Source organism: Enterococcus quebecensis (assembly GCF_001730365.1).
GTDB classification, from domain to species: domain Bacteria; phylum Bacillota; class Bacilli; order Lactobacillales; family Enterococcaceae; genus Enterococcus_L; species Enterococcus_L quebecensis.
In genome coordinates this window covers 227767-249015 of sequence record NZ_MIKB01000015.1, presented here as the reverse complement: position 1 = coordinate 249015, position 21249 = coordinate 227767, and the positions used below count along the sequence as shown (strand labels likewise).

The 21249-nt window shown below is 38.1% G+C and carries 16 protein-coding genes; 14 read left to right on the top strand and 2 right to left on the bottom strand.

The features are described from left to right. Positions 1–2: 2 nt before the first annotated feature. A complete protein-coding gene (locus BCR23_RS10820; protein WP_069635500.1) occupies positions 3–1037 on the bottom strand; it encodes a GntR family transcriptional regulator in 1035 nt (344 codons plus the stop codon). A gap of 161 nt (positions 1038–1198) precedes the next feature. On the opposite strand from BCR23_RS10820, the gene BCR23_RS10815 reads away from it, so the two are divergent. The 5 genes from BCR23_RS10815 to BCR23_RS10795 all read left to right on the top strand — a co-directional run bounded on the left by BCR23_RS10815 (position 1199) and on the right by BCR23_RS10795 (position 10325). Next, positions 1199–2488 (top strand): glycoside hydrolase family 125 protein, encoded by a 1290-nt coding sequence (locus tag BCR23_RS10815; protein WP_069635499.1) that lies wholly within the window; start codon positions 1199–1201, stop codon positions 2486–2488. Between the two features lie 24 nt (positions 2489–2512). Continuing rightward, the gene (locus BCR23_RS10810) at positions 2513–5203 is read left to right on the top strand and encodes an alpha-mannosidase (protein ID WP_069635498.1); all 2691 of its coding nucleotides are present in this window, start codon (positions 2513–2515) and stop codon (positions 5201–5203) included. A 13-nt stretch (positions 5204–5216) separates the two neighbouring features. Next, on the top strand, positions 5217–6086 hold the full coding sequence (locus BCR23_RS10805; protein ID WP_069635497.1) for an ROK family protein: 870 nt from the start codon (positions 5217–5219) through the stop codon (positions 6084–6086). Next, positions 6083–7381 carry a family 20 glycosylhydrolase gene (locus BCR23_RS10800; protein WP_069635496.1) on the top strand — a complete coding sequence of 433 codons (1299 nt, stop codon included), beginning with the start codon at positions 6083–6085 and terminating at the stop codon, positions 7379–7381. The genes BCR23_RS10805 and BCR23_RS10800 overlap by 4 nt, the downstream gene beginning before the upstream one ends. Before the next feature lie 193 nt (positions 7382–7574). Continuing rightward, positions 7575–10325: an endo-beta-N-acetylglucosaminidase gene (locus BCR23_RS10795; protein WP_069635495.1), complete on the top strand. Its 2751-nt coding sequence runs from the start codon at positions 7575–7577 to the stop codon at positions 10323–10325. A 127-nt stretch (positions 10326–10452) separates the two neighbouring features. Here BCR23_RS10795 and add read toward each other — a convergent pair whose 3' ends face one another. Next, the gene (gene add / locus BCR23_RS10790; RefSeq protein ID WP_141706737.1) at positions 10453–11469 is read right to left on the bottom strand and encodes an adenosine deaminase; all 1017 of its coding nucleotides are present in this window, start codon (positions 11467–11469) and stop codon (positions 10453–10455) included. Positions 11470–11641: 172 nt separating this feature from the next. Between add and BCR23_RS10785 the strand changes: the two genes are divergently transcribed. From BCR23_RS10785 to BCR23_RS10745, 9 genes are all read left to right on the top strand, one after another. Continuing rightward, positions 11642–12127, top strand: coding sequence for an AmiS/UreI family transporter (locus BCR23_RS10785; protein WP_069635493.1), 486 nt, complete (start codon positions 11642–11644; stop codon positions 12125–12127). 214 nt (positions 12128–12341) lie between these two features. Next, positions 12342–13370: a LacI family DNA-binding transcriptional regulator gene (locus BCR23_RS10780; protein WP_069635492.1), complete on the top strand. Its 1029-nt coding sequence runs from the start codon at positions 12342–12344 to the stop codon at positions 13368–13370. Positions 13371–13492: 122 nt separating this feature from the next. Then, positions 13493–14794 carry a pyrimidine-nucleoside phosphorylase gene (locus BCR23_RS10775; protein WP_069635491.1) on the top strand — a complete coding sequence of 434 codons (1302 nt, stop codon included), beginning with the start codon at positions 13493–13495 and terminating at the stop codon, positions 14792–14794. Between the two features lie 17 nt (positions 14795–14811). Beyond that, entirely contained in the window at positions 14812–15474 is a 663-nt protein-coding gene (gene deoC, locus BCR23_RS10770) for a deoxyribose-phosphate aldolase (RefSeq protein WP_069635490.1), read from the top strand. 24 nt (positions 15475–15498) lie between these two features. Continuing rightward, a complete protein-coding gene (locus tag BCR23_RS10765; RefSeq protein WP_069635489.1) occupies positions 15499–15894 on the top strand; it encodes a cytidine deaminase in 396 nt (131 codons plus the stop codon). A 292-nt stretch (positions 15895–16186) separates the two neighbouring features. Further along, a complete protein-coding gene (locus BCR23_RS10760) occupies positions 16187–17284 on the top strand; it encodes a BMP family lipoprotein (RefSeq protein ID WP_069635488.1) in 1098 nt (365 codons plus the stop codon). Positions 17285–17500: 216 nt separating this feature from the next. Beyond that, entirely contained in the window at positions 17501–19066 is a 1566-nt protein-coding gene (locus tag BCR23_RS10755; RefSeq protein WP_069635487.1) for an ABC transporter ATP-binding protein, read from the top strand. After that, positions 19059–20195 carry an ABC transporter permease gene (locus BCR23_RS10750; RefSeq protein ID WP_069635486.1) on the top strand — a complete coding sequence of 379 codons (1137 nt, stop codon included), beginning with the start codon at positions 19059–19061 and terminating at the stop codon, positions 20193–20195. The genes BCR23_RS10755 and BCR23_RS10750 overlap by 8 nt, the downstream gene beginning before the upstream one ends. Continuing rightward, positions 20195–21157 carry an ABC transporter permease gene (locus tag BCR23_RS10745; protein WP_069635485.1) on the top strand — a complete coding sequence of 321 codons (963 nt, stop codon included), beginning with the start codon at positions 20195–20197 and terminating at the stop codon, positions 21155–21157. Before BCR23_RS10750 ends, BCR23_RS10745 begins: the two co-directional genes overlap by 1 nt. Positions 21158–21249: the final 92 nt, after the last annotated feature.

Genomic DNA, 21249 nt, shown 5'->3' with positions numbered 1-21249 from the left:
CTTTAGTTCTCCTTTGTTGAGTGTCGAATGATTTGTTTGACTGGGACTTGTTGATCTGTAGGGATTACTTGCTTTTCAATCCACTCAATTAGCATCTTACCAGCAAGTTGTCCCATTCCTTTGAAATCTTGTGCAATAGTTGTTAGTGATGGATCAACTAAGGCAGCTGCTTGGATATTATCGAATCCAATGACTGACAACTGATTTGGTATATCAAGGCCTACTCGTTTGGCTTGATTCATCAAAGAAATCGCAACTAAGTCATTTTCACACACAACACCTGTAATGGCATTTTCACGCAGATAGGCAATTACATTATCATTTAAACATGCTTGTTTATCTGTTAATGCTGTGTGGAAAGTTAAATCTTGTTCTTTCGTTCCATGGATATACCCCAAATAACGCTGTCTAACAGATTGAGGTAATGTGGATTCGCCAAAAATATAGGCGATTCGTTGATGGCCTTGTGCGGCTAAATAGTTTGTTGCCATTTCACCACCTGAAAAGTTATCTGACTGAACAGTGGGATAAGGCAGATCATGAATTTTCTTATCTAAGATAATTACGGGGAATTGCTGGATAGATAACTCAAATAAAGTATCCAGAAAGTCCTCGGTGTTATGAGCGTAGTAAATCATTCCATCAAAATTTTCGATGATATCTGATGCTTGTTTATTGATTAAGAACTCTGCTGAAGACATAATCACTTCGTAGTGATGTTCATTTGTCACGGGTGCAAGACCTTCATTGAAATTTCCCAACGAAAGGTCATTAACAAATGGGATTAAAAATAAAATACGAGCTACTTTTTTCTTCATTGGTTTACGTTTTTGGACATAACTACCTTTGCCTTGAATTCGGTAGATTAACCCTTGATTTTCTAGTTCTGTAAGAGCTCTTTTAGATGTGATCCGACTGACATCATATTTTTGAGATAGTTCTTTTTCTGTCGGGAGTTGTGCGTTTTCTGGTAATTCCCCAATCTCGATAGATTTCAATAAATCATCAATAATTTTTTTATATAAAGGTTTTGACATAGTTGTTCTCCTAAATGTGAAATGATATATCATTATCGTTAGTTTAACATAGATGGAAAAAGAGTTCAATTTAAAAACATCAGAATAAACACTAGACAAAACGCTTTCATTAGCATATACTTTCGTTGTGAAATGATATATCAATTAACTAGGAGGCAATTATGACTTATCAAAAAATACCAGACTCAGTTCAAGGTTTTATGGATAGGATCACTCAGTTATGTGGCGAAAAACATGCTGGCTGGGCTGAAAATTTCAATGCCGCTTTTGCAAATACATTAACGACAACGGTAAAAAAACAAACGGACGGTACGACATTTTTACTCACAGGAGATATTCCAGCGATGTGGTTAAGAGATTCAACAGCTCAAGTTCGTCCTTATTTGGTAGTTGCAAAAGAAGATGAGGAATTAACGGAGATGATTTGTGGGTTAGTCCAACGCCAATTTTTCTATATCACTATCGATCCTTATGCGAACGCTTTTAACGAAGCACCTAACGAAGCCGGACATCAAACAGATCATACACAGATGAATCCATGGATATGGGAAAGAAAATATGAAATCGATTCACTTTGTTATCCCGTGCAATTAGCCTACTTATTATTTAAAAATACTGGTTGCAAAGCGCAATTTGATGAAAATTTTGTTGAAGGAGTGAAAAAGATTTTAACTGTATTCACTACGGAGCAAGATCATCAACATTCGCCATACACCTTTGAGAGGGATACTACTCGCTTAGAAGATACTCTTCCCAATAATGGACGAGGGACACAAATCAAACCAACAGGTATGACATGGTCAGGGTTCCGTCCTAGTGACGATGCTTGCCGTTATGGGTATTTAGTCCCCTCAAATATGTTTGCAGTAGTAATCTTAGGTTACATTGAAGAAATTTTTACAGAAATCTTGTCAGATCCAAAAGTGGTGAAGCAAGCGTTAAAATTGAGAGAAGAAATCGAGTCAGGAATCCAAAAATTTGGTCAAACAGAAAACCAAGCAGGCGAATCTGTGTATGCTTATGAAGTAGATGGTTTAGGCAATGCCAGTATTATGGATGACAGCAATATTCCTAATTTACTTTCAGCACCTTATTTGGGTTATACATCGGTCGATCAGCCCACCTATCAAGCGACAAGAAAAACGATTTTGAGCGACGAAAATCCTTATTTTTATGAAGGGAAATACGCTAAAGGAATTGGGAGTTCTCACACGCCAGAAAATTATATCTGGCCGATTGCTCTAGCGATGGAAGGCATGACGACAGAGGATAAAGCTGAGAAAGAACGAATATTGAATTCTTTAGTTGCAAATGATGGCGGTACACATTTAATGCATGAAGGATTTGACGTAGATAATCCCTCAAACTATACACGTGAATGGTTTTCTTGGGCGAACATGATGTTTTGTGAGCTGGTGATGGATTATTTCGATATTCGTGTTGAACGATAAAAAAATAAAATGGAGCGTGAAATCATGAAGAAAAAAGTATATATTATCTCTCATTCTCACTGGGATCGTGAATGGTACATGCCTTACGAACAACACCATATGCGTTTAGTGGAGTTGATGGACGATGTATTAGAACTCATCGAATCTGATCCAGCTTTTGAAAGTTTTCATTTAGATGGGCAGACGATCATTTTAGATGATTACTTGCAAGTGAGACCAGAACGAAAATCTGCTGTTCAAAAAGCAATCACAGATGGGAAATTACGAATAGGACCATTTTACATTTTACAGGATGATTTTCTAATTAGTTCTGAATCCAATGTCCGTAATATGCTGATTGGTAAAAAGGACAGTGAAAAATGGGGAGCGCCTGTGAAGTTAGGCTACTTCCCAGATACATTTGGGAATATGGGGCAAACGCCGCAAATGATGAAACAAGCAGGTTTGGATGCGGCGGCTTTTGGTAGAGGTGTAAAACCCGTTGGCTTTAACAATGAAGTTTTAGATGACGAAAACTATACGTCTCAGTATTCAGAAATGTGGTGGCAAGGACCAGATGGCAGTACTGTCTTAGGTTTGCTATTTGCTAATTGGTATAGTAATGGGAATGAGATTCCTGCTGAAAAAGAAGAGGCATTAGCATTCTGGACGGAAAAATTAGGAGATGCTGAAAAATTTGCTTCCACTGATCATTTATTGATGATGAATGGTGTGGATCATCAGCCAGTCCAAAAAGATATTACCAAAGCAATTGCTTTAGCTAATGAATTATTCCCAGACTATGAGTTTGTCCATTCAAATTTTGATGAGTACTTAAAGCAAGTTCGTCAAGAGTTGCCACAAACAGTTGGAACCGTTTATGGGGAGCTGACTAGCCAAGAAACAGATGGGTGGTTTACCTTAGCCAATACGGCTTCTGCAAGGGTTTATTTAAAGCAATGGAATACAAAAGTAGAGCGACAATTGGAAAATGTAACAGAACCATTGGCAGCTATGGCGTATGATTTAACTCAGAATTATCCTCATGATCAGCTAGAGTACGCTTGGAAACTATTGTTGCAAAATCACCCCCATGACAGCATTTGTGGTTGTTCAGTGGATGAAGTGCATCGGGAAATGGTTCCGAGATTTGAAAAAGCGAATGAGGTTGGTAAATATTTGGCAGAAGAAGCGTTGTCAAAATTAACACAGTCAGTCAATACAGAAGAATTCTCCGAAACAAGTTACCCATTTGTTGTATTTAATACTTCAGGTTATCAGAAATCAGAAATTGTAAAAATAAAAGTAGAAATAGCTAGAAAACTTTTTAAAGAAGGCGTACCAAATGAATTATGGCAAGAATTAGCAGATAGCGTTACACCTATTTTTGAGGTAGTTGATAGTCAAGGTCAAAGAATACCAGCAACGATATCACAACCAGAAGTTTGTTTTGATTATGAGTTGCCAAAAGATCGTTTTAGAGTACCTTATATGGCTAAATATGTGGAAATTCAATTACCAATAGATGATCTGCCAGCATTCTCATGGAAAACATTTGCCTTACAAGAAACGAAAGTCAAAGAGCTAGAGTCGACATCTATGCTCAAAAATACAGAGAAACATATACTGGAAAATAGTTACTTGCATGTAACAATCAATGAAGATGGCACCTTGAAGGTAATAGATAAAAATTCAGGAAAAACCTATGATCATTTACTAACTCTTGAAGATACGGGAGATATCGGAAATGAATACATTTTTAAACAGCCAGAAGGAGAAATGCCTATCTTATCAAGTGGTCATCCAGCGGAAATCTCTGTTGTAAAAGATGAACCTTTTATGACCCAAATAAAAATCATTCAACGCATGAGGATTCCAAAATCCGCTGATGAGTTATTAGAGCAAGAACAAAAAGCTGTTGTTGATTTCCGCTACCGAAAAGCGGGACGCTCGGCAATAATGAAAGAATTAACAGTCGAAACCCTTGTAACGATGGAAAAAAATTCTACTGGTTTGAAGTTTGAAACGACTCTTGATAATCAAATGAAAGATCATCGTCTGAGAATGCTTTTTCCTACAGGGCTACAAGCCGATACCCACGAAGCTGACAGTATTTATGAAGTGGTAAAACGACCAAATCAAGTAAGTCAAAGTTGGGAGAATCCAACAAATCCCCAACATCAGCATGCTTTTGTTAATATTCACGATGAAAAAGGCGGAATAACGGTATCCAATTTTGGTTTGAATGAATATGAAATTTTACCTGAGAGTAATACGATTGCTTTGACACTTTTACGATCAGTTGGCGAGATGGGTGACTGGGGGTATTTCCCAACGCCTGAAGCGCAATGTTTAGGTGAGCATACGTTTAATTATGGAATTGATTTTCATGGAGCAGGCGTAGAACGTTATGCTACCTATCAACGAGCATATGCTGCCCAAATTCCTTTTAGTATCAAACAAACAACAAGACATTCAGGTCAGCTGAAAGCACAAGATGCTTATTTGACGGTTGAAGGAAATACATTTGCGATAACAGCGGTGAAAAATAGCGAAAACAATCAATGTCTAGTTGTCAGAGGATTTAATATGAGTGAAGAAGCAGAAGATGTAATTATAGAGAAAAATGGTAAAAAAGAGGATGCTTTACTGAATTTGTTGGAAGAAAGACAAAATGAAGTAGTTGACTCAAGAGTGGAGCCATATGAAATTCGTACGATTGGGTTTGATCGATAAGGAGAGGATTTAGATGGAATACTATGGATCTATTGAAGCTGGCGGGACTAAATTTGTCTGCGCTGTAGCGGATGAAGACTTACAGATTGTTGAGCGAATCAGTTTGCCAACTACTTTGCCAGAAGAAACACTAGCGCAAGTCTTTGCTTTTTTTGATGCCTATCAATTAAAAGCTCTTGGTGTGGGGTCTTTTGGCCCCATTGATGTCAATCGTCAATCAAGTACGTACGGTTATATTACATCTACACCAAAGTTAGGGTGGAAAAATGTTGATTTCTTAGGCGCATTAAAAAAACGTTATGATATACCAATTGCTTGGACGACAGATGTTAACGCAGCGGCTTACGGCGAAATGCATTTAGGCGCTGGGAAAAATACACAAAGCTGCATCTACTTGACGGTTGGAACAGGAGTTGGTGGTGGTGCTGTTGTGAATGGCGATGTATTGCAAGGGTTTAGTCATCCAGAGATGGGACATATTTCTGTTGCGCGTCATCCAGATGATACATTAGAAAGTACTTGTCCTTATCATTCTCATTGTCTAGAAGGGTTAGCTGCTGGTCCGGCTTTGGAAAAAAGAACAGGCGTGAAAGGTCAATTGTTGGAAGGGACTCATGATGTTTGGGCGATAGAAGCGTTTTATCTAGCTCAAGCTTTAATGAACTACACGTTGATACTATCGCCTGAGAAAATTATTTTGGGCGGTGGTGTAATGAAACAACAGCACCTCTTTCCCAAAATTCGTGAATCTCTTGTAAAACAATTAGGTGGTTATGTTGAGTTGCCTGATTTAGAGGAATACATTGTCGGCTGTGATCTAGGTGATAATAGCGGGACGATGGGATGTTTATTGTTGGCGAAAGAACAGGAGAGTCTAAAGTGAAAGGAAACAAGTCTACTCTTTTGTATGAGGCGCAGACGATTCATTTTTTTATAGATTCGAGGTTTGCTGGAGAAAAAAATAGAGTTAGCCATCTATATAAGCAGTTATTAAATAAAAAAATCTCTTTTGTTGATACGATTGAAGAGGCGGAAGTTACCGTTTTGTTTTCATCGAAGATGGAGGATTCTTTTGTTATAGACGCCGCTGATTCTTTGATGATCCTAGCAGGAAATCCCTTAACCGCTTTTCGAGGGATGATGCATTTAGCCAATCAATTAAAAAATGGTGCTAAAATCGAGTCAGGAAAAATGCAGGAGAGCTTAGCGGAACGAATCGTGATGTTGGATATCGGTAGGAAATATTTTTCTCCAGAAATTTTGCATCAGATGTTAGAACAAATGTCATTATATGGGTTTAATTATCTACAACTGCATTTTTCAGAAAATACAGGTTTTCGGATTGAGTCCGTGCATTACCCAGAAGTTGTTTCGGCTGAGTTTTTGACCGTTGCAGAGATAGAAGAGCTCATCCAATATGCTTCTTATCTATCCATTGAAATAATACCTGATTTTGATACACCAGGGCATATGGAACACTTGCTGAAAAAGCATCCTGAGTGGCAGTTGACCATGATAACGAAACAGGGTGAGTATCAAAAAGTGCCGTCAGCGTTAGATATTACAAATGAACAAGGGGTATCTTTTGTACTTTCGTTGTATCAAGAATATATGGACTTGTTTGCTGATAGTCGTTATTTTCATATTGGCGGAGATGAGTTTGTTGATTTTGAACAACTTGAGCAGTACCCGGCGTTAGCTGATAATGGCTTGGAAAAATTTGAAGCCTATGTTAATAAGGTTGCAACGTTTGTTAGTGATCATGGATTTATACCAAGAGTCTGGAACGATGCCTTTTTTAGAAATGAAGGATCTTCTTCATTGACAAAAGCTGCTGAAATTACCTACTGGACCAAATGGCAAAAGGAGATGGCACCTGTACAAATGTTTTTAGATAAAGGGTATTCAGTGATTAATTTCAATGATAACTATCTTTATTACGTACTTGGTGAAAATGCTGGATATACTTATCCTGTGTCTGAGAAAATAAAAGACGATTGGCACCCCAATATGTTTGCGTCAGATCAATGGGTTTCTTCCAGGGATCGAATGCAAGTTAAAGGTGCAACTTTAGCTGTCTGGTGTGATAGACCAGATGCTAAAAATGAAAAAGAAATCTTAAGTGATCTTATCAAACTAATGGAAGGTATTTCTCATCATTTTTATAAGATGGAGTAACGGCAATCGCTGAAATAAGGAGTTTAGTACTCGTTAGTTCAGCGATTGTTTTTTTAAAATCAAATGACACCTATACTTTTTGATAATAATACTATAGTTTGTCTATTTATAACTCGGTTGGAAAGCGCTATCATTTTGTGTAAGAATGAATAATGTTGAAACTTAGGCAAATAACCAAAAGGAGGTTCATTCATTGAAACAAAAAAATTGGAAAAATGTGTTTTGTTACTCAGCAGCAGCTATTGCACTTGCCTTGGGAACGAATGTGCTGCTCGCGTCAACTGTTTATGGGGAAGCATCTGAAACTAGGATTGGTCAAGAAACGGGCATTCCTATAGTCGATCGAACGCCTGAATCGACTGCACTATTTCCCGAGACATTGTTAAATTGGAGTTTTAAAACTGATGCTGATGGGCTGTTTAATGTTTCTAAAGTACCTTTAAGAACTCGGGTTAAAGGGGAAAAAATCAATGTTGATCAGAGTACCGATGCAAAAGTTTTGTCAATTGCAATAGTGAATCGACATACAAAAGGAACACCATCACAAGGAGGAACAGACAAAGCTATCTATAATTTTACCAATTGGCAATATGTGGATACCCTAGTTGCCTGGGCAGGTTCTTCAGGTGAAGGGATCATTGTTCCGCCAAGCGGAGATGTGACTGATTCTGCTCATAGAAATGGTGTACCTGTAGTTGGAACAGTCTTTTTTCCACCAGAAGCTTATGGCGGTAAAAGTGAGTGGGTAGAACAACTTGTACAAAAAGACCGCAAAGGCAATTTTCCGATGGCGGATAAGCTTTTGGAAATGTCGAAAGCGTATGGTTTCGATGGGTGGTTCATCAACCAAGAAACCAATGTTGATGCACAAACAGCTAGTGCCATGAAAGAGTTTTTAAGTTATATGCAAGCGCGTAAGCCGAAAAATCAACAAGTTATTTGGTATGATTCCATGATCCCTAGTGGTAACGTCGCATGGCAAGGTGCGCTGAATGAACAAAATCAGGGCTATTTTCAAGACGGTAAAAAACGTGTATCTGATAAACTATTTATTGATTTTCGTTGGCGTGGATTGGAAGAGTCTAGAACAAAAGCGGCAGAATTAAAACGTGATCCATATGATCTTTTCGCTGGAATCGATGTTCAAGCAAATGGTGTAAATAGTTGGCGCAAACCAAGTAGTATTTTAGGAAGCAATGGGCAACCGTTTGTTTCTCTAGGACTCTATGCTCCAGATTGGACGTTGCGGGATGGCGGACAATATGATATTGACCGATACTGGGAGAACGAAAAATTACTGTGGATCAACCCGCAAGGTGACCCTCGTTCAGTAGCTAGTACTAAAAATGAATGGCAAGGTGTTTCTCGCTATTTTGTTGAAAAATCACCAATAACAAGTACACCGTTTTTAACGAATTTCAATGTCGGTAATGGGGATGCTTTTTATCAGAATGGAACAAAAGTCAAAGACGGAACGTTCAATAATCGCAGTATTCAAGATGTTATGCCAACCTATCGCTGGGTCATTGATAATGATGCCGGTAATCAACTTGGCGCGACAATCAGTTATGAAGACGCATTTAATGGGGGTTCTTCTATCAAATTGTCGGGTCCGATGACGGCAGAGAAAACAAGCTCTATCAAACTATATGCCTCTCAAGTGAAAGTTAGTACTTCTGAAACGGCATCTGTTGTAACAAAAGGTGTAGATGAGGCTTCTTTAGTTATAGAAATGAAAGGAAAAGACAAGCCTTTAGTTATCAAAGGGAATCAGCAAATGTTAGAGAACGGTTGGGTGAAAACCACGTATTCATTAAAACCAGCTGTTTGTCAGACCATTACAACGATTGGTTTGAGTTTGAAAAACACTCAGACGGGACCAGCGACGATTCATTTAGGTCAAATGATGATTGGTAAAGAAAAAGCAACTTCTGTCAGCAGTGTTAGTGGTGTTCGTTTTACTGGTAAAACAATCGTTGATGATTTAACAGAAAGTATTCGCATGAGTTGGGACACGAAAGGGAAAAATACAGTTTCTTATCGCATTTATCGAGAAGTTGATGGTCAATTACAATTTGAAGGTGAAACAGCAAATAATGCGTATACATTATTAAATCAAAAACGAACAGGAGATATAGCAAATTATCAAGTTATTCCAGTTGATTATTACGGTCGGGAAGATAGAACTAAGGGAGCTTCTGCAGTTTACACTTTTGAATCACTAAAAAAACCAGAGATAGGGATCAATGCTAGCAGTACACTGATTTCAGTGGGAGAAACCATTACTTTATCAGCAACTGTTTCTAAATCAACAGAAACAGTTAACTGGGAAGTGCTTGGAGCTACGCCGCAAGAAACGTCTGGTACGGAAGTCTCTTTGAGCTTTGCTAAGGCGGGTATTTATACAGTAAAAGCAACGGCAGTCAATGCATCAGGTGAGACCGAGATTATTAAAGAAAACTATTTGCATGTCTATGATCAAAATAGTGGAATTAAAATAGAAAATCTATCAGTATTACCAACAACAACTGCTACGCAAGGTTCTGGGTATACAAATGAGCGTGAAAGTTATCCTTTTGCTTTAGATGGGCATTTAAACACAAAGTGGTGTGATAATGGCAGTGATAAACCTTGGATGATTGCTGATCTAGGGGCGCAAAAAACGATTGCTGGTTTTGAACTGTTCCACGCTGGTGCAGGCGGTGAAAGTTCAGAGTGGAATACTAGAGATTACGATATTTCAGTAAGTAGTGATGGGAACAACTGGATGACCGTTGTTCAACGTAGAAATAATACGGAAGATAGTAGTAAAGATGCTATTAAGCTAGTCGAAGCCAGATACGTGAAACTTTCCTTAGAGAAAGCTGAGCAAAATGGAAAGACAGCAAGAATTTATGATTGGCAAATTATTGGTGTTAATCAAATGGGGATTGTTGGAGGGTAGATGTTAAATGCTGTAAATCTATAGTTAGAGGCACTTTCCAGATGTTGGAAAGTGTCTTTTGGATTTACAGTAAAAAAGACGTAACAAATCTAATAAAGATTCATTACGCTTTTTCGTAATAGAGTTTTTAATCTAATTGGTAACCAGTCGTCAATTGCTCGTGAAGTGCTTGTTTCTCGTTATTAGAGATAAAAGCCCCCTCGATGGCATTTCGATTCAATTGTTCCATATCTGTATAAGTGATATCGTACCATTCATGCAGTTTCATGAATTCATCAGTCAAGGTTGTATCAGATACTGTACGATTATCTGTATTGATACAAACCTTGATACCAGAATCAAGAAACAATTGAAAAGGGTAGTCCGCTAAGTCAGTGACTGTTTTTGTTTGGAAATTACTTGTGGGACACATTTCGATCAAAATATCTTTTTCTTTTATTAGTGAAAAATATTCTGGCGTGTCTTTTAAGGCGATACCATGCCCAATTCGTTTAGCGCCTAAATAAACAGCATCGGCAACATTTTTTCCACAACCGCATTCACCTGCATGAAGTGTTAAAGGGATGTTTAATTGGTTGGCTAATGCTAATGTTTCCTCAAAGGTATACGGTGGGAAATCTACTTCATTTCCTGCAAGATCGAATCCTACCACACCACTTTCTTTGAATTCTTCAGCTAAGTGGACAATTTTTTCAATTTCTGTTAACGCTTCATGGCGCATGCCACATAAAAGTGCGTTACTTTTTACACCGAATTGTTGTTGACCTTGATTAAGACCAGCCAAAACAGCGGTGACTATTTTCGGTAAAGAAAGACCTTTTTCAGTGTGAAGAGATGGTGCAAAGCGAACTTCAATATATTGAATATTTTCTTCAGCTGCTTGGCTGATAATGTCAAAGGCTGCTGTTTGTAAAGCCGTTTCTGTTTGCAGACAAGTTAAAACTAATTCAAATCGTTTTAAGTAGTCATTTAAATCTTGACAATCTTTAGGTGCAACCAATAGTTGTTTTAATTGGCCATCATCTGTAGGCAAAGAAATATCTTGTTGCTCTGCTATTTTTCTTAAGGTCTCAGGACGGATAGATCCATCTAAATGACAATGTAGCTCAATTTTAGGTAGTTTTTTGACAAGTTCACGTTTCACCGTATCATCCTTTCTTCTTTGTAAAATTATTTTGCAATAAGCAAGGTTCATTCGATAAGTATTTTGAAGACTTTAACATGGGGAGCATCTGCTGTCAATAAGAGTAGTTTTTTTGCGTCATTTAAAGTAAAATAGTCCAGTGGAAAAACGATTAGCTATTGGAGGGATTTTTTTGTTAGGAGTAGGGCTATTGTTTGTAGCAATTACATTGATTAGTAACGGTTATTGCGGATTAGCTGGAGTGGATAAAAAATCTACAGGTGTGATGAATTTATTTACAGGAAGCCTCTCGTTTATTATCAATACGATTTACTTGTGGCGAGGAGCATATTATGATGCTGGAACAGGTTATTTATTTGCCTTTACATATTTGATGGTTGGAGTGATTTATGTTTTTCACTTAGATATGCGTATTTATGGGATATTTGCTTTGTTTGTTGCAGTAAATACAATTCCAGCGGCGTACATATCTTACACCATAGAAGGTGACTGGCGTTTTGCTTTGATTTGGTTATCTTGGGGAATTTTATGGCTGACTGGTTTTATTGAATATGTCTTGAAAAAAGAAATTGGAAAGCCTGTCTTATATTTTGCTATTTTTGAAGGAATTGTCACTTGTTGGATTCCAGGACTTTTAATGTTGACTAACAATTGGTAGTACTACTTTAGTATAAAGCAAAAAGTAGCGCTTACTACTAAACCTGTATTCTTTTTTAGGGGCTCTTTGGATAGAGTCCTTTTTTGTTGTCTTTTTTTATATTCGCTTAAGCTACTTTATTTCATCAAATTCTGATAAAATAGAAACATTCAGTAAGTATTTTGAAAACGTTGACAAATTTGGTAGGGTTTGTCGATAAAAGGGAGAGTGGATTATGAAGTTGACCATTAAAGAAATAGCAGATATGTCCGGTGTGTCGGTAACAACGGTGTCTCAGATTCTAAATAATAAAGGGAGTCGTTTTAGTGAGCAAACCAGAAAGAAAGTATTAGCTGTTGTTGAAGAATATGATTATAAACCGGATTATTTTGCTTCTAATATAATTACTCGGCATTCAAAAACGATTGGCATGGTGGTACCTGATGTGACTGATTTTTTCTTTGCTAAAGTGATTGAAGGTGTGGAAACGTATCTGAATTCCTTAGGATACATGATTTTATTATGCAACTCAAAACACGATGAAGAAAAAGCGACTCAATACGTGACAGAGTTGGTTCATCGATCAGTGGATGGGATTATTTTTGCAACACCTAATATTTTACCGACGAATCACATTTTACGAAACAAAACTCAACGTAAAGTGCCGGTCATTCTTGTTGATCGCGGCATAAATCCTCGTGAAACTGGACGGCTTATTGTGAAAGAATATGAAGGCGTTTACCAAGCGGTGTGCTACTTGATTAAGCAAGGACATAGGCATATTGGCATGTTAAAAGAAAATGATGGTTACTATCAATTGACGGAAAGAGTGACTGCTTATCAACATGCGCTAAAAGACAATGGTATTCCTCTTAGAGAAGAATATATGTGTAGTGGTGATTTGAATTTAGGTGGCGGTTATACAGCAGCTAAAAATGTGTTGAAAAATCAGAAGATCACAGCGATTTTTTGTGGGAACGATGAAATGGCCATGGGAGCATATCAAGCGATTGAGAGTTGCGGCAAGAAAATTCCTGATGATATCTCTGTTATCGGTTTTGATGGATTGGAAATTTCAGAATACTTGGTACCTGGACTGACTACCGTTTATCAGCCTAGTTTTGATATTGGTTTTTATGCTGCACAATATTTAGTGGAAGCAATCAATCATCCTGAGGGAAAAATACCAAATAAAATTTTTGATACAACATTTATTTTAAGAAATAGTACTAAATCGATTGACAAGCAAGATGTTTTGCTTTAATGTTCGTGTTATAAGCGTTTACATTTTATGAAAGCGTTAGTAAACTGTTTTACTAAAAGGTTTTAACCAGAACAATTTTAGTGTATAATACATCCTTGGGGATTGATTCGGAGGAAAAAAGCATGAGAATGGTAGATTTGATTGAGAAAAAACGTGAGGGACAAGCTTTAACAGATCAAGAGATTCAATTCATTATTTCTGGTTACACTAAAGGAGATATTCCGGATTATCAAATGAGTGCATTTTTAATGACCATCTTTTACAAAGATATGACGGATGAAGAAATCACCACTCTGACATTGGCTATGGCTAACTCGGGAGAAATGATTGATCTTTCATCAATTCAAGGAATCAAAGTAGATAAGCATTCTACTGGAGGTGTTGGTGATACAACAACCTTGATTTTAGCCCCGTTAGTTGCTAGCGTGGGTGTTAGTGTTGCTAAAATGTCCGGAAGAGGTCTTGGTTACACAGGGGGCACAATCGATAAATTAGAAGCGATACCGGGCTTTCGTGTGGAATTACCAGATGAAAAATTTGTCCGTTTAGTAAATGAAAGCCACGTTGCAGTTGTCGGTCAATCAGGTGATTTAGCGCCAGCCGATAAAAAATTATATGCTTTAAGAGATGTGACAGCCACCGTGGATTCAATTCCATTGATTGCAAGTTCCATCATGAGTAAGAAAATCGCAGCTGGAGCGGATGCAATTGTACTAGATGTAACGACTGGTGAAGGTGCTTTTATGAAGAACATTGATGAAGCACGCCGTTTAGCAGAAACAATGGTTCGGATTGGCCGTTTGGCGAATCGTCAGACTATGGCGGTTATTTCAGATATGTCCCAGCCTTTAGGTGAAGCCATCGGCAATAGCTTGGAAGTTGTTGAAGCAATTGAAACACTTCAAGGGAAAGGCCCAGAAGATTTACTTGAAATGTGTTATATATTAGGCAGTCAGATGGTAGTTCTAGCGAAAAAAGCTGATACATTAGAAGAAGCTAGAGCTATGTTAGAAGAAGCGTTAGAATCTGGCAAAGCTTTAAATAAATTCCGAGAAATGATTCGTAATCAAGGTGGAGACGATAAGATCATTGATCATCCAGAACAACTGTTAACAGCAAAATATCAAATAGAATTACCGGCAAAAACGTCAGGTGTTGTGAAAAAAATCGTTGCTAATGAAATCGGTATCGCAGCGATGCTTTTAGGTGCAGGAAGAGCGACTAAAGAGGACCAAATTGATTATGCAGTAGGAATCAAATTGCATAAAAAAGTCGGCATGCCTGTCGAATCAGGTGAGTCATTACTAACTATTTATTCCAACTCTGACTCAATTAATGATGTAAAAGAACTCTTGTATAAAAATATCGAAATCGGCAGTTCTGGAACAGAACCTGCACTGATTCATGATATAATAACAGCATAAAGGATGTGTCGAAAATAATGGAATTAAATCAAATGATTGATCACACTATTTTAAAAGCAGATGCCAAGGAAGAGGACATTTTACGAATTGTTGAAGAAGCCAAAACATACAAATTTTTCTCAGTTTGTATCAATCCATGCTGGGTTGCCTTAGCAAATGAACACTTAACTGAAACCTCTGTTGCTGTTTGTACGGTAATTGGTTTTCCGTTAGGTGCGAATACATCAGAAGTTAAAGCGTACGAAACAACAGATGCAATCAACAATGGTGCAACAGAAGTCGATATGGTCATTAACATTGGTGCGTTGAAATCAAAGCAATACAAAAAAGTGCTAAAAGATATTCAAGCAGTTGTCGATGCAACAAGAGGTAAAGCGTTAGTTAAAGTGATTATTGAGACAGCTTTATTAACAGACGAAGAAAAAGTTAAAGTTTGCGAATTAGCTAAAGAAGCAGGTGCTGATTTCGTGAAGACATCTACTGGTTTTTCAACAGGGGGTGCAACAGTGGCAGATATTAAATTAATGCGTGCAACAGTAGGACCTGATATGGGCGTGAAAGCATCCGGTGGCATTCATAATGAGGAACAAGCTAGAAATATGATTGAAGCTGGGGCTACAAGAATCGGAACAAGCGCAGGGGTTGCGATTGTGGAAGGTTCTACAGGCACAGGGTATTAAATAAAAAAAGAAAGCAGTGGGCAAATGACAGCAAAACAAGAATGGCTAACAATCGCACAGGATGCGTTGACCAAAACGTATGTACCTTATTCTCATTTTTCAGTCGGAGCATGTCTCGTGACTAAAGAAGGGAAAACTTATCAAGGTGTCAATATCGAAAATGCTTCTTATGGCTTGACTAACTGTGCTGAACGAACAGCAATTTTCAAAGCCGTTTCAGAAGGTGAACGAGAGTTCCAACATTTAATTATTACAGGGAAAACACCAGAGCCGATCTCTCCATGTGGCGCTTGTCGACAAGTGATGGCTGAATTTTGCGAGCCTGATATGCCGGTTACATTAGTTGGAGAACATGGTGTAACAAAAGAAATGACTGTAGGAGAATTACTGCCATATTCATTTAGTGGTAAAGATTTATAACATTGTATTATTCTCTTGCATGTGACTTTGTAAGATCTAGCTACATGAACCAAACCCTCTTAACAAATAGACAAAATACTAGGAAGATGAAAAGTAGCTTTCTATCATTTTGCTGATTTGTTCGAGGTCTAAGCAGTTCGTACCGCCTTGCTTAGGAATGCAAAGAACATAGTAAGTTGATGTTTGAAAAGTACAAGGTGGACGAAAAGAGAGTTGTTTCAATTATTATCTTGTTTCATTCAGTCAATCCGGCTGTTGAAAATATAAAACTATTTTAGGGGGCTTTACAGAGATGAAAAAAGCAAAAATATTTGGTTTTAGCTTAGCTGTACTTGGATTAACAGTTGTGTTAGCAGCGTGTAGCGGAGGTAAAAAAGATTCAACAGGTGGAGATTCAAAAGGCAATGGCAAAGACCATAGCGTAGTAGTAATTACTGATATTGGCGGTGTAGATGACCGTTCGTTCAACCAATCAGCTTGGGAAGGTTTACAAGCATGGGGGAAAGAGCACGATTTGAAAAAAGGAGCAGATGGGTTTGATTATATTCAATCAAACGATGCTTCGGAATACGTAACAAATATTGATACAGCAATTTCTAATGGTTTTAAAACAGTTTTTGGTATTGGATACTTACTAGCTGATTCTATCAGTACGGCAGCGGATGCAAATCCAGATACACAATTCGGTATTATTGATAGTGTCATTGAAGGAAAAGATAATGTTGTATCTGCAACATTTAAAGACCAAGAAGCTTCATACTTAGCGGGTGTAGCAGCAGCTCGTACAACAAAGACGAACACTGTAGGTTTTATCGGTGGTGAAGAAGGAGCTGTTATTGACCGCTTTGAGGCTGGATTCCATCAAGGTGTCATTGATACGGCAAAAGAATTGAAAAAAGATATCAAAGTTGAAGTCGAATACGCTGCTTCATTCGGCGATCCTGCAAAAGGAAAAGCTCTAGCTGCATCTATGTACCAAAAAGGTGCTGATATTATTTATCACGCTGCAGGCGGTACAGGTCAAGGTGTTTTCCAAGAAGCAAAAGATTTGAATGAAACTGGTTCAAAAGACAAAGTTTGGGTTATCGGTGTGGATAGCGACCAAGATAAAGAGGGCGCTTATAAAACAAAAGACGGAAAAGAAGACAATTTCACACTAACATCAACACTTAAAGGTGTAGGTGCTGCAGTGCAAGATATTTCTAATCGTGCATTAGAAGACAAATTCCCTGGTGGTGAACACTTGGTTTACGGTCTGAAAGATGGCGGTGTAGATTTAACAAAAGGTTATTTAACAGATGATACAGAAGCTGCAATTAAAACAGTAAAAGAGAAAATCATTGCTGGCGAAATCACTGTGCCAGAGTCTCCTAAAGAAGTAAAAGAATAATAGTTACCTTTGATGAGAATTTTTAGGAACAAAAGAAAGCTAAACTCTTTTGTTCCTAATCTTATCAATCGTTTCTTAAGCCTTTTAAAGAAGGAAAACGAAATAGTAAGCTAGTCATTTTCTTTCTTTAAGAGCCTAAAAGCTACTTTATTTATTTTTTGAGAAGTACTGTGTTAACAGAGGATGCAATGATTAAATTGTTAGGATGTGAAAAATGTGGCTCAAGAAAATTATGTAATTGAGATGCGTAATATCACTAAGCAGTTTGGAACCTTCAAAGCCAATGACAATATCAACTTAACTGTCCGGCCGGGAGAAATTCATGCTTTGCTTGGAGAAAATGGCGCAGGAAAATCGACCTTGATGAATATCTTATCCGGTTTGTTAGAACCTACGTCTGGAGAAATATTTATGAATGGGTCAAAAGTATCAATTAATGGACCAACTGCGGCAAATCGATTAGGAATTGGGATGGTTCACCAACACTTTATGTTGGTAGACGCATTCACTGTAACAGAAAACATCATTTTAGGAAGTGAGCCTACAAATGCTGGTGTATTGGATCGGAAAAAAGCCACTGCCGAAATCGAACGAGTATCTGAACAGTATGGACTGTCAGTAGATCCAGGAGCGTATATTCGTGATATCTCTGTTGGCGCACAACAACGTGTAGAAATATTAAAAACCTTGTACCGAGGAGCGGATGTGTTAATTTTCGATGAACCAACGGCTGTTTTGACCCCGCAGGAAATTGATGAGTTGATGGAAATCATGCGTGGACTTGTGGATGAAGGAAAATCAATTATTTTGATTACTCACAAATTAGATGAAATCAAAAAAGTGGCCGATCGCTGTACCGTGATTCGTCGTGGGAAAAGTATCGACACAGTTAATGTAAAAGAGGTATCTTCACAACAATTAGCAGATATGATGGTTGGTCGCTCTGTTTCATTTAAAACAGAGAAGAAAGCATCTGAGCCTAAGGAAGTCGTTCTTTCGATTAAGGATTTAGTTGTGAAGGAAAGCCGTGGATTGGATGCTGTCAAAGGTCTTAGCTTAGATGTTCGTGCAGGAGAAGTCGTTGGGATTGCTGGGATTGATGGTAATGGTCAAACGGAACTGATCCAAGCATTGACTGGATTACGTAAAGTAGAAAGCGGATCTGTTGAACTGAAAGGGTCAGCGATCGCAAACAAACATCCTCGCGAAATCACAGAAGCAGGCGTTGGTCATGTACCAGAAGATCGACATAAATATGGATTGATTTTGGATATGACATTGGCTGAAAATATTGCATTACAAACTTATTATAAGAAACCTTTAAGCAAAAGTGGAGTCTTGAATTACAATCAAATCAATTCCTATGCACGCAAATTAATTGAAGAATATGACGTACGGACAACGAATGAGTTGGTTCCAGCCAAAGCATTATCAGGTGGGAATCAGCAAAAAGCCATTATTGCCCGTGAAGTAGATCGTGATCCTGATTTATTGATTGTTTCTCAACCCACTCGAGGACTAGATGTTGGTGCAATCGAATATATCCATAAACGCTTGATTGAGCAGCGTGATAAAGATAAAGCAGTCTTATTAGTGAGTTTTGAGCTAGAGGAAATTTTAAATGTGTCAGATCGGATTGCCGTAATCCATGCTGGGAAAATCGTCGGAATCGTTGATCCGAAAGAAACGACCGAAAACGAACTAGGTTTACTGATGGCTGGTTATTCATTAGAAGAAGCCAGAGCAGAATTAAGTCAAGAGGCAGGTGAGGCAGTTGAATAATCAGGCAGAACGATTAAGGAATATACTAGTTCCTATTTTATCAGTCTTAATGGGATTTATTCTTGGTGCAATTATTATGCTTATTTCCGGACAAGATCCGATTGCTGGGTATCAAGCGATGCTTAAGACTGCATTTCAAAGTCCAAAGAGCATTGGGGAAATTTTCGTAACAGCAGGACCATTGATTTTTACAGCTTTAGGATTTGCTGTAGCGAATTCAGCAGGATTCTTTAATATCGGGCTTTCAGGACAAGCGTTGTGCGGTTGGGTTACAAGTATCTGGGTAGCGTTGTCTATGCCGGACGCATCTCGTATGATCGTTTTACCTCTAGCGGTACTTACAGGAGCATTAGCGGGAGCAGCAGCAGCAGCGATTCCAGGATTACTGCGTGCGTTCTTTGGTACTAGTGAAGTAATTGTTACGATCATGTTGAATTATGTTTTTCTTTATACAAGTACACACATTGTTAATAATGTCATGGCGCCAAGTGTGTTAGGCACTAACAAAGGTGTGACAAAAATTATTGGAGAAAATGCTAGTTTACGAACGGACTTCTTGAAGGAGTTAAGTGGAGGATCACGTTTGAATATTGGTATTTTTCTAGCACTTATTTTCTTAGTACTCATTTGGTTCCTTATGAAGAAAACTACATTGGGGTATGAAATCCGCTCAGTAGGGTTGAATCCATTTGCTTCTGAATATGCTGGGATGAGTAGTAAACGGACAATTGTAATGTCGATGGTGATCTCTGGAACTTTAGCTGGTTTAGGCGGTGTGGTTCTAGGGTTAGGAACGTTTGGAAACTTCTTTGTTCAGGGTTCTTCATTAAGCATTGGATTTGATGGAATGGCTATTTCCCTTCTTGGAGCAGGGAGTTCTGTTGGGATATTCCTATCTGCGATCTTATTCAGTGTATTGAAACTAGGTGGTCAAGGGATGCCGTTACGTGCAGGTGTGCCGATTGAACTAGTTGATGTGGTTATTGCGGCGATTATTTTCTTCGTTGCAATCAGTTACTTGATTCGCTTCTTATTGGCGAAAGCTTCAGGCAGCAAAAAAGAAGTTGCCATTGTTGAAGAATTGGATGGGAAATCAGATCCTGCAAGTCAAGAAGGAGGAAAAATCTAATGAATATTGCATTAATCGCTGTATTGGCGCCGATTATTACACAAACTTTGGTTTATTCTACTCCTTTAATCTTTACGGCTTTGGGTGGGACTTTTTCTGAGCGTAGTGGTATTGTAAATGTAGGGCTAGAAGGTATCATGGTTATGGGCGCCTTTAGTTCCATTGTATTTAACTTAACTTTTGCTGAAACTTTTGGTGCAGCAACCCCTTGGCTTGCTTGTTTAGTAGGTGGCGTTGTCGGAATGCTCTTTTCTTTGCTTCATGCCGTTGCTACGATTAATTTAAGAGCAGACCATATCATTAGCGGAACCGTTATTAACTTGATGGCGCCAGCTTTAGGAATTTTCCTGATTAAAGTAATCTATGGAAAAGGACAAACAGATACAATCAAGGAATCTTTTGGTTACTTCTCATTTCCTGTTTTAAAGGATATTCCGATTTTGGGGGACTTATTCTTTAAACAAACATCATTACCATCTTTTGTTGCGATTCTAGTTGCGATTCTTGCTTGGTTTGTGTTATTCAAAACTCGTTTTGGTTTACGCTTGCGCTCAGTAGGTGAAAATCCTCAAGCTGCGGATACACTTGGAATAAATGTTTATCTTATGCGTTATTCAGGCGTGTTGATTTCTGGATTTTTAGGTGGTATTGGAGGAGCAGTCTTTGCTCAAACGATTGCTGGTCGTTTTGCAGTAACCACAATTGCGGGTCAAGGATTTATTTCGATGGCGGCGATGATTTTTGGTAAATGGAATCCATTAGGTGCAATGGGCGCGGCATTATTCTTTGGCTTTGCACAAAATATCAGTATTGCAGGTTCGAGTTTACCAGTTATTTCATCAATACCAGCTGTTTATTTACAAGCAGCACCGTATGTTTTAACTATTATCGTTTTAGTCGTTTTCTTAGGAAAAGCTTCTGGACCAAAAGCGATTGGGAAAAATTATATCAAATCCAAATAAGTATTTTTAGTATAAAAGGGCGGGGCTACTAAGATTGTGAAAAAGCATTTAGCTTCGAAAGAGCTACTATTTTCACACTGTTTTCTCCAGCC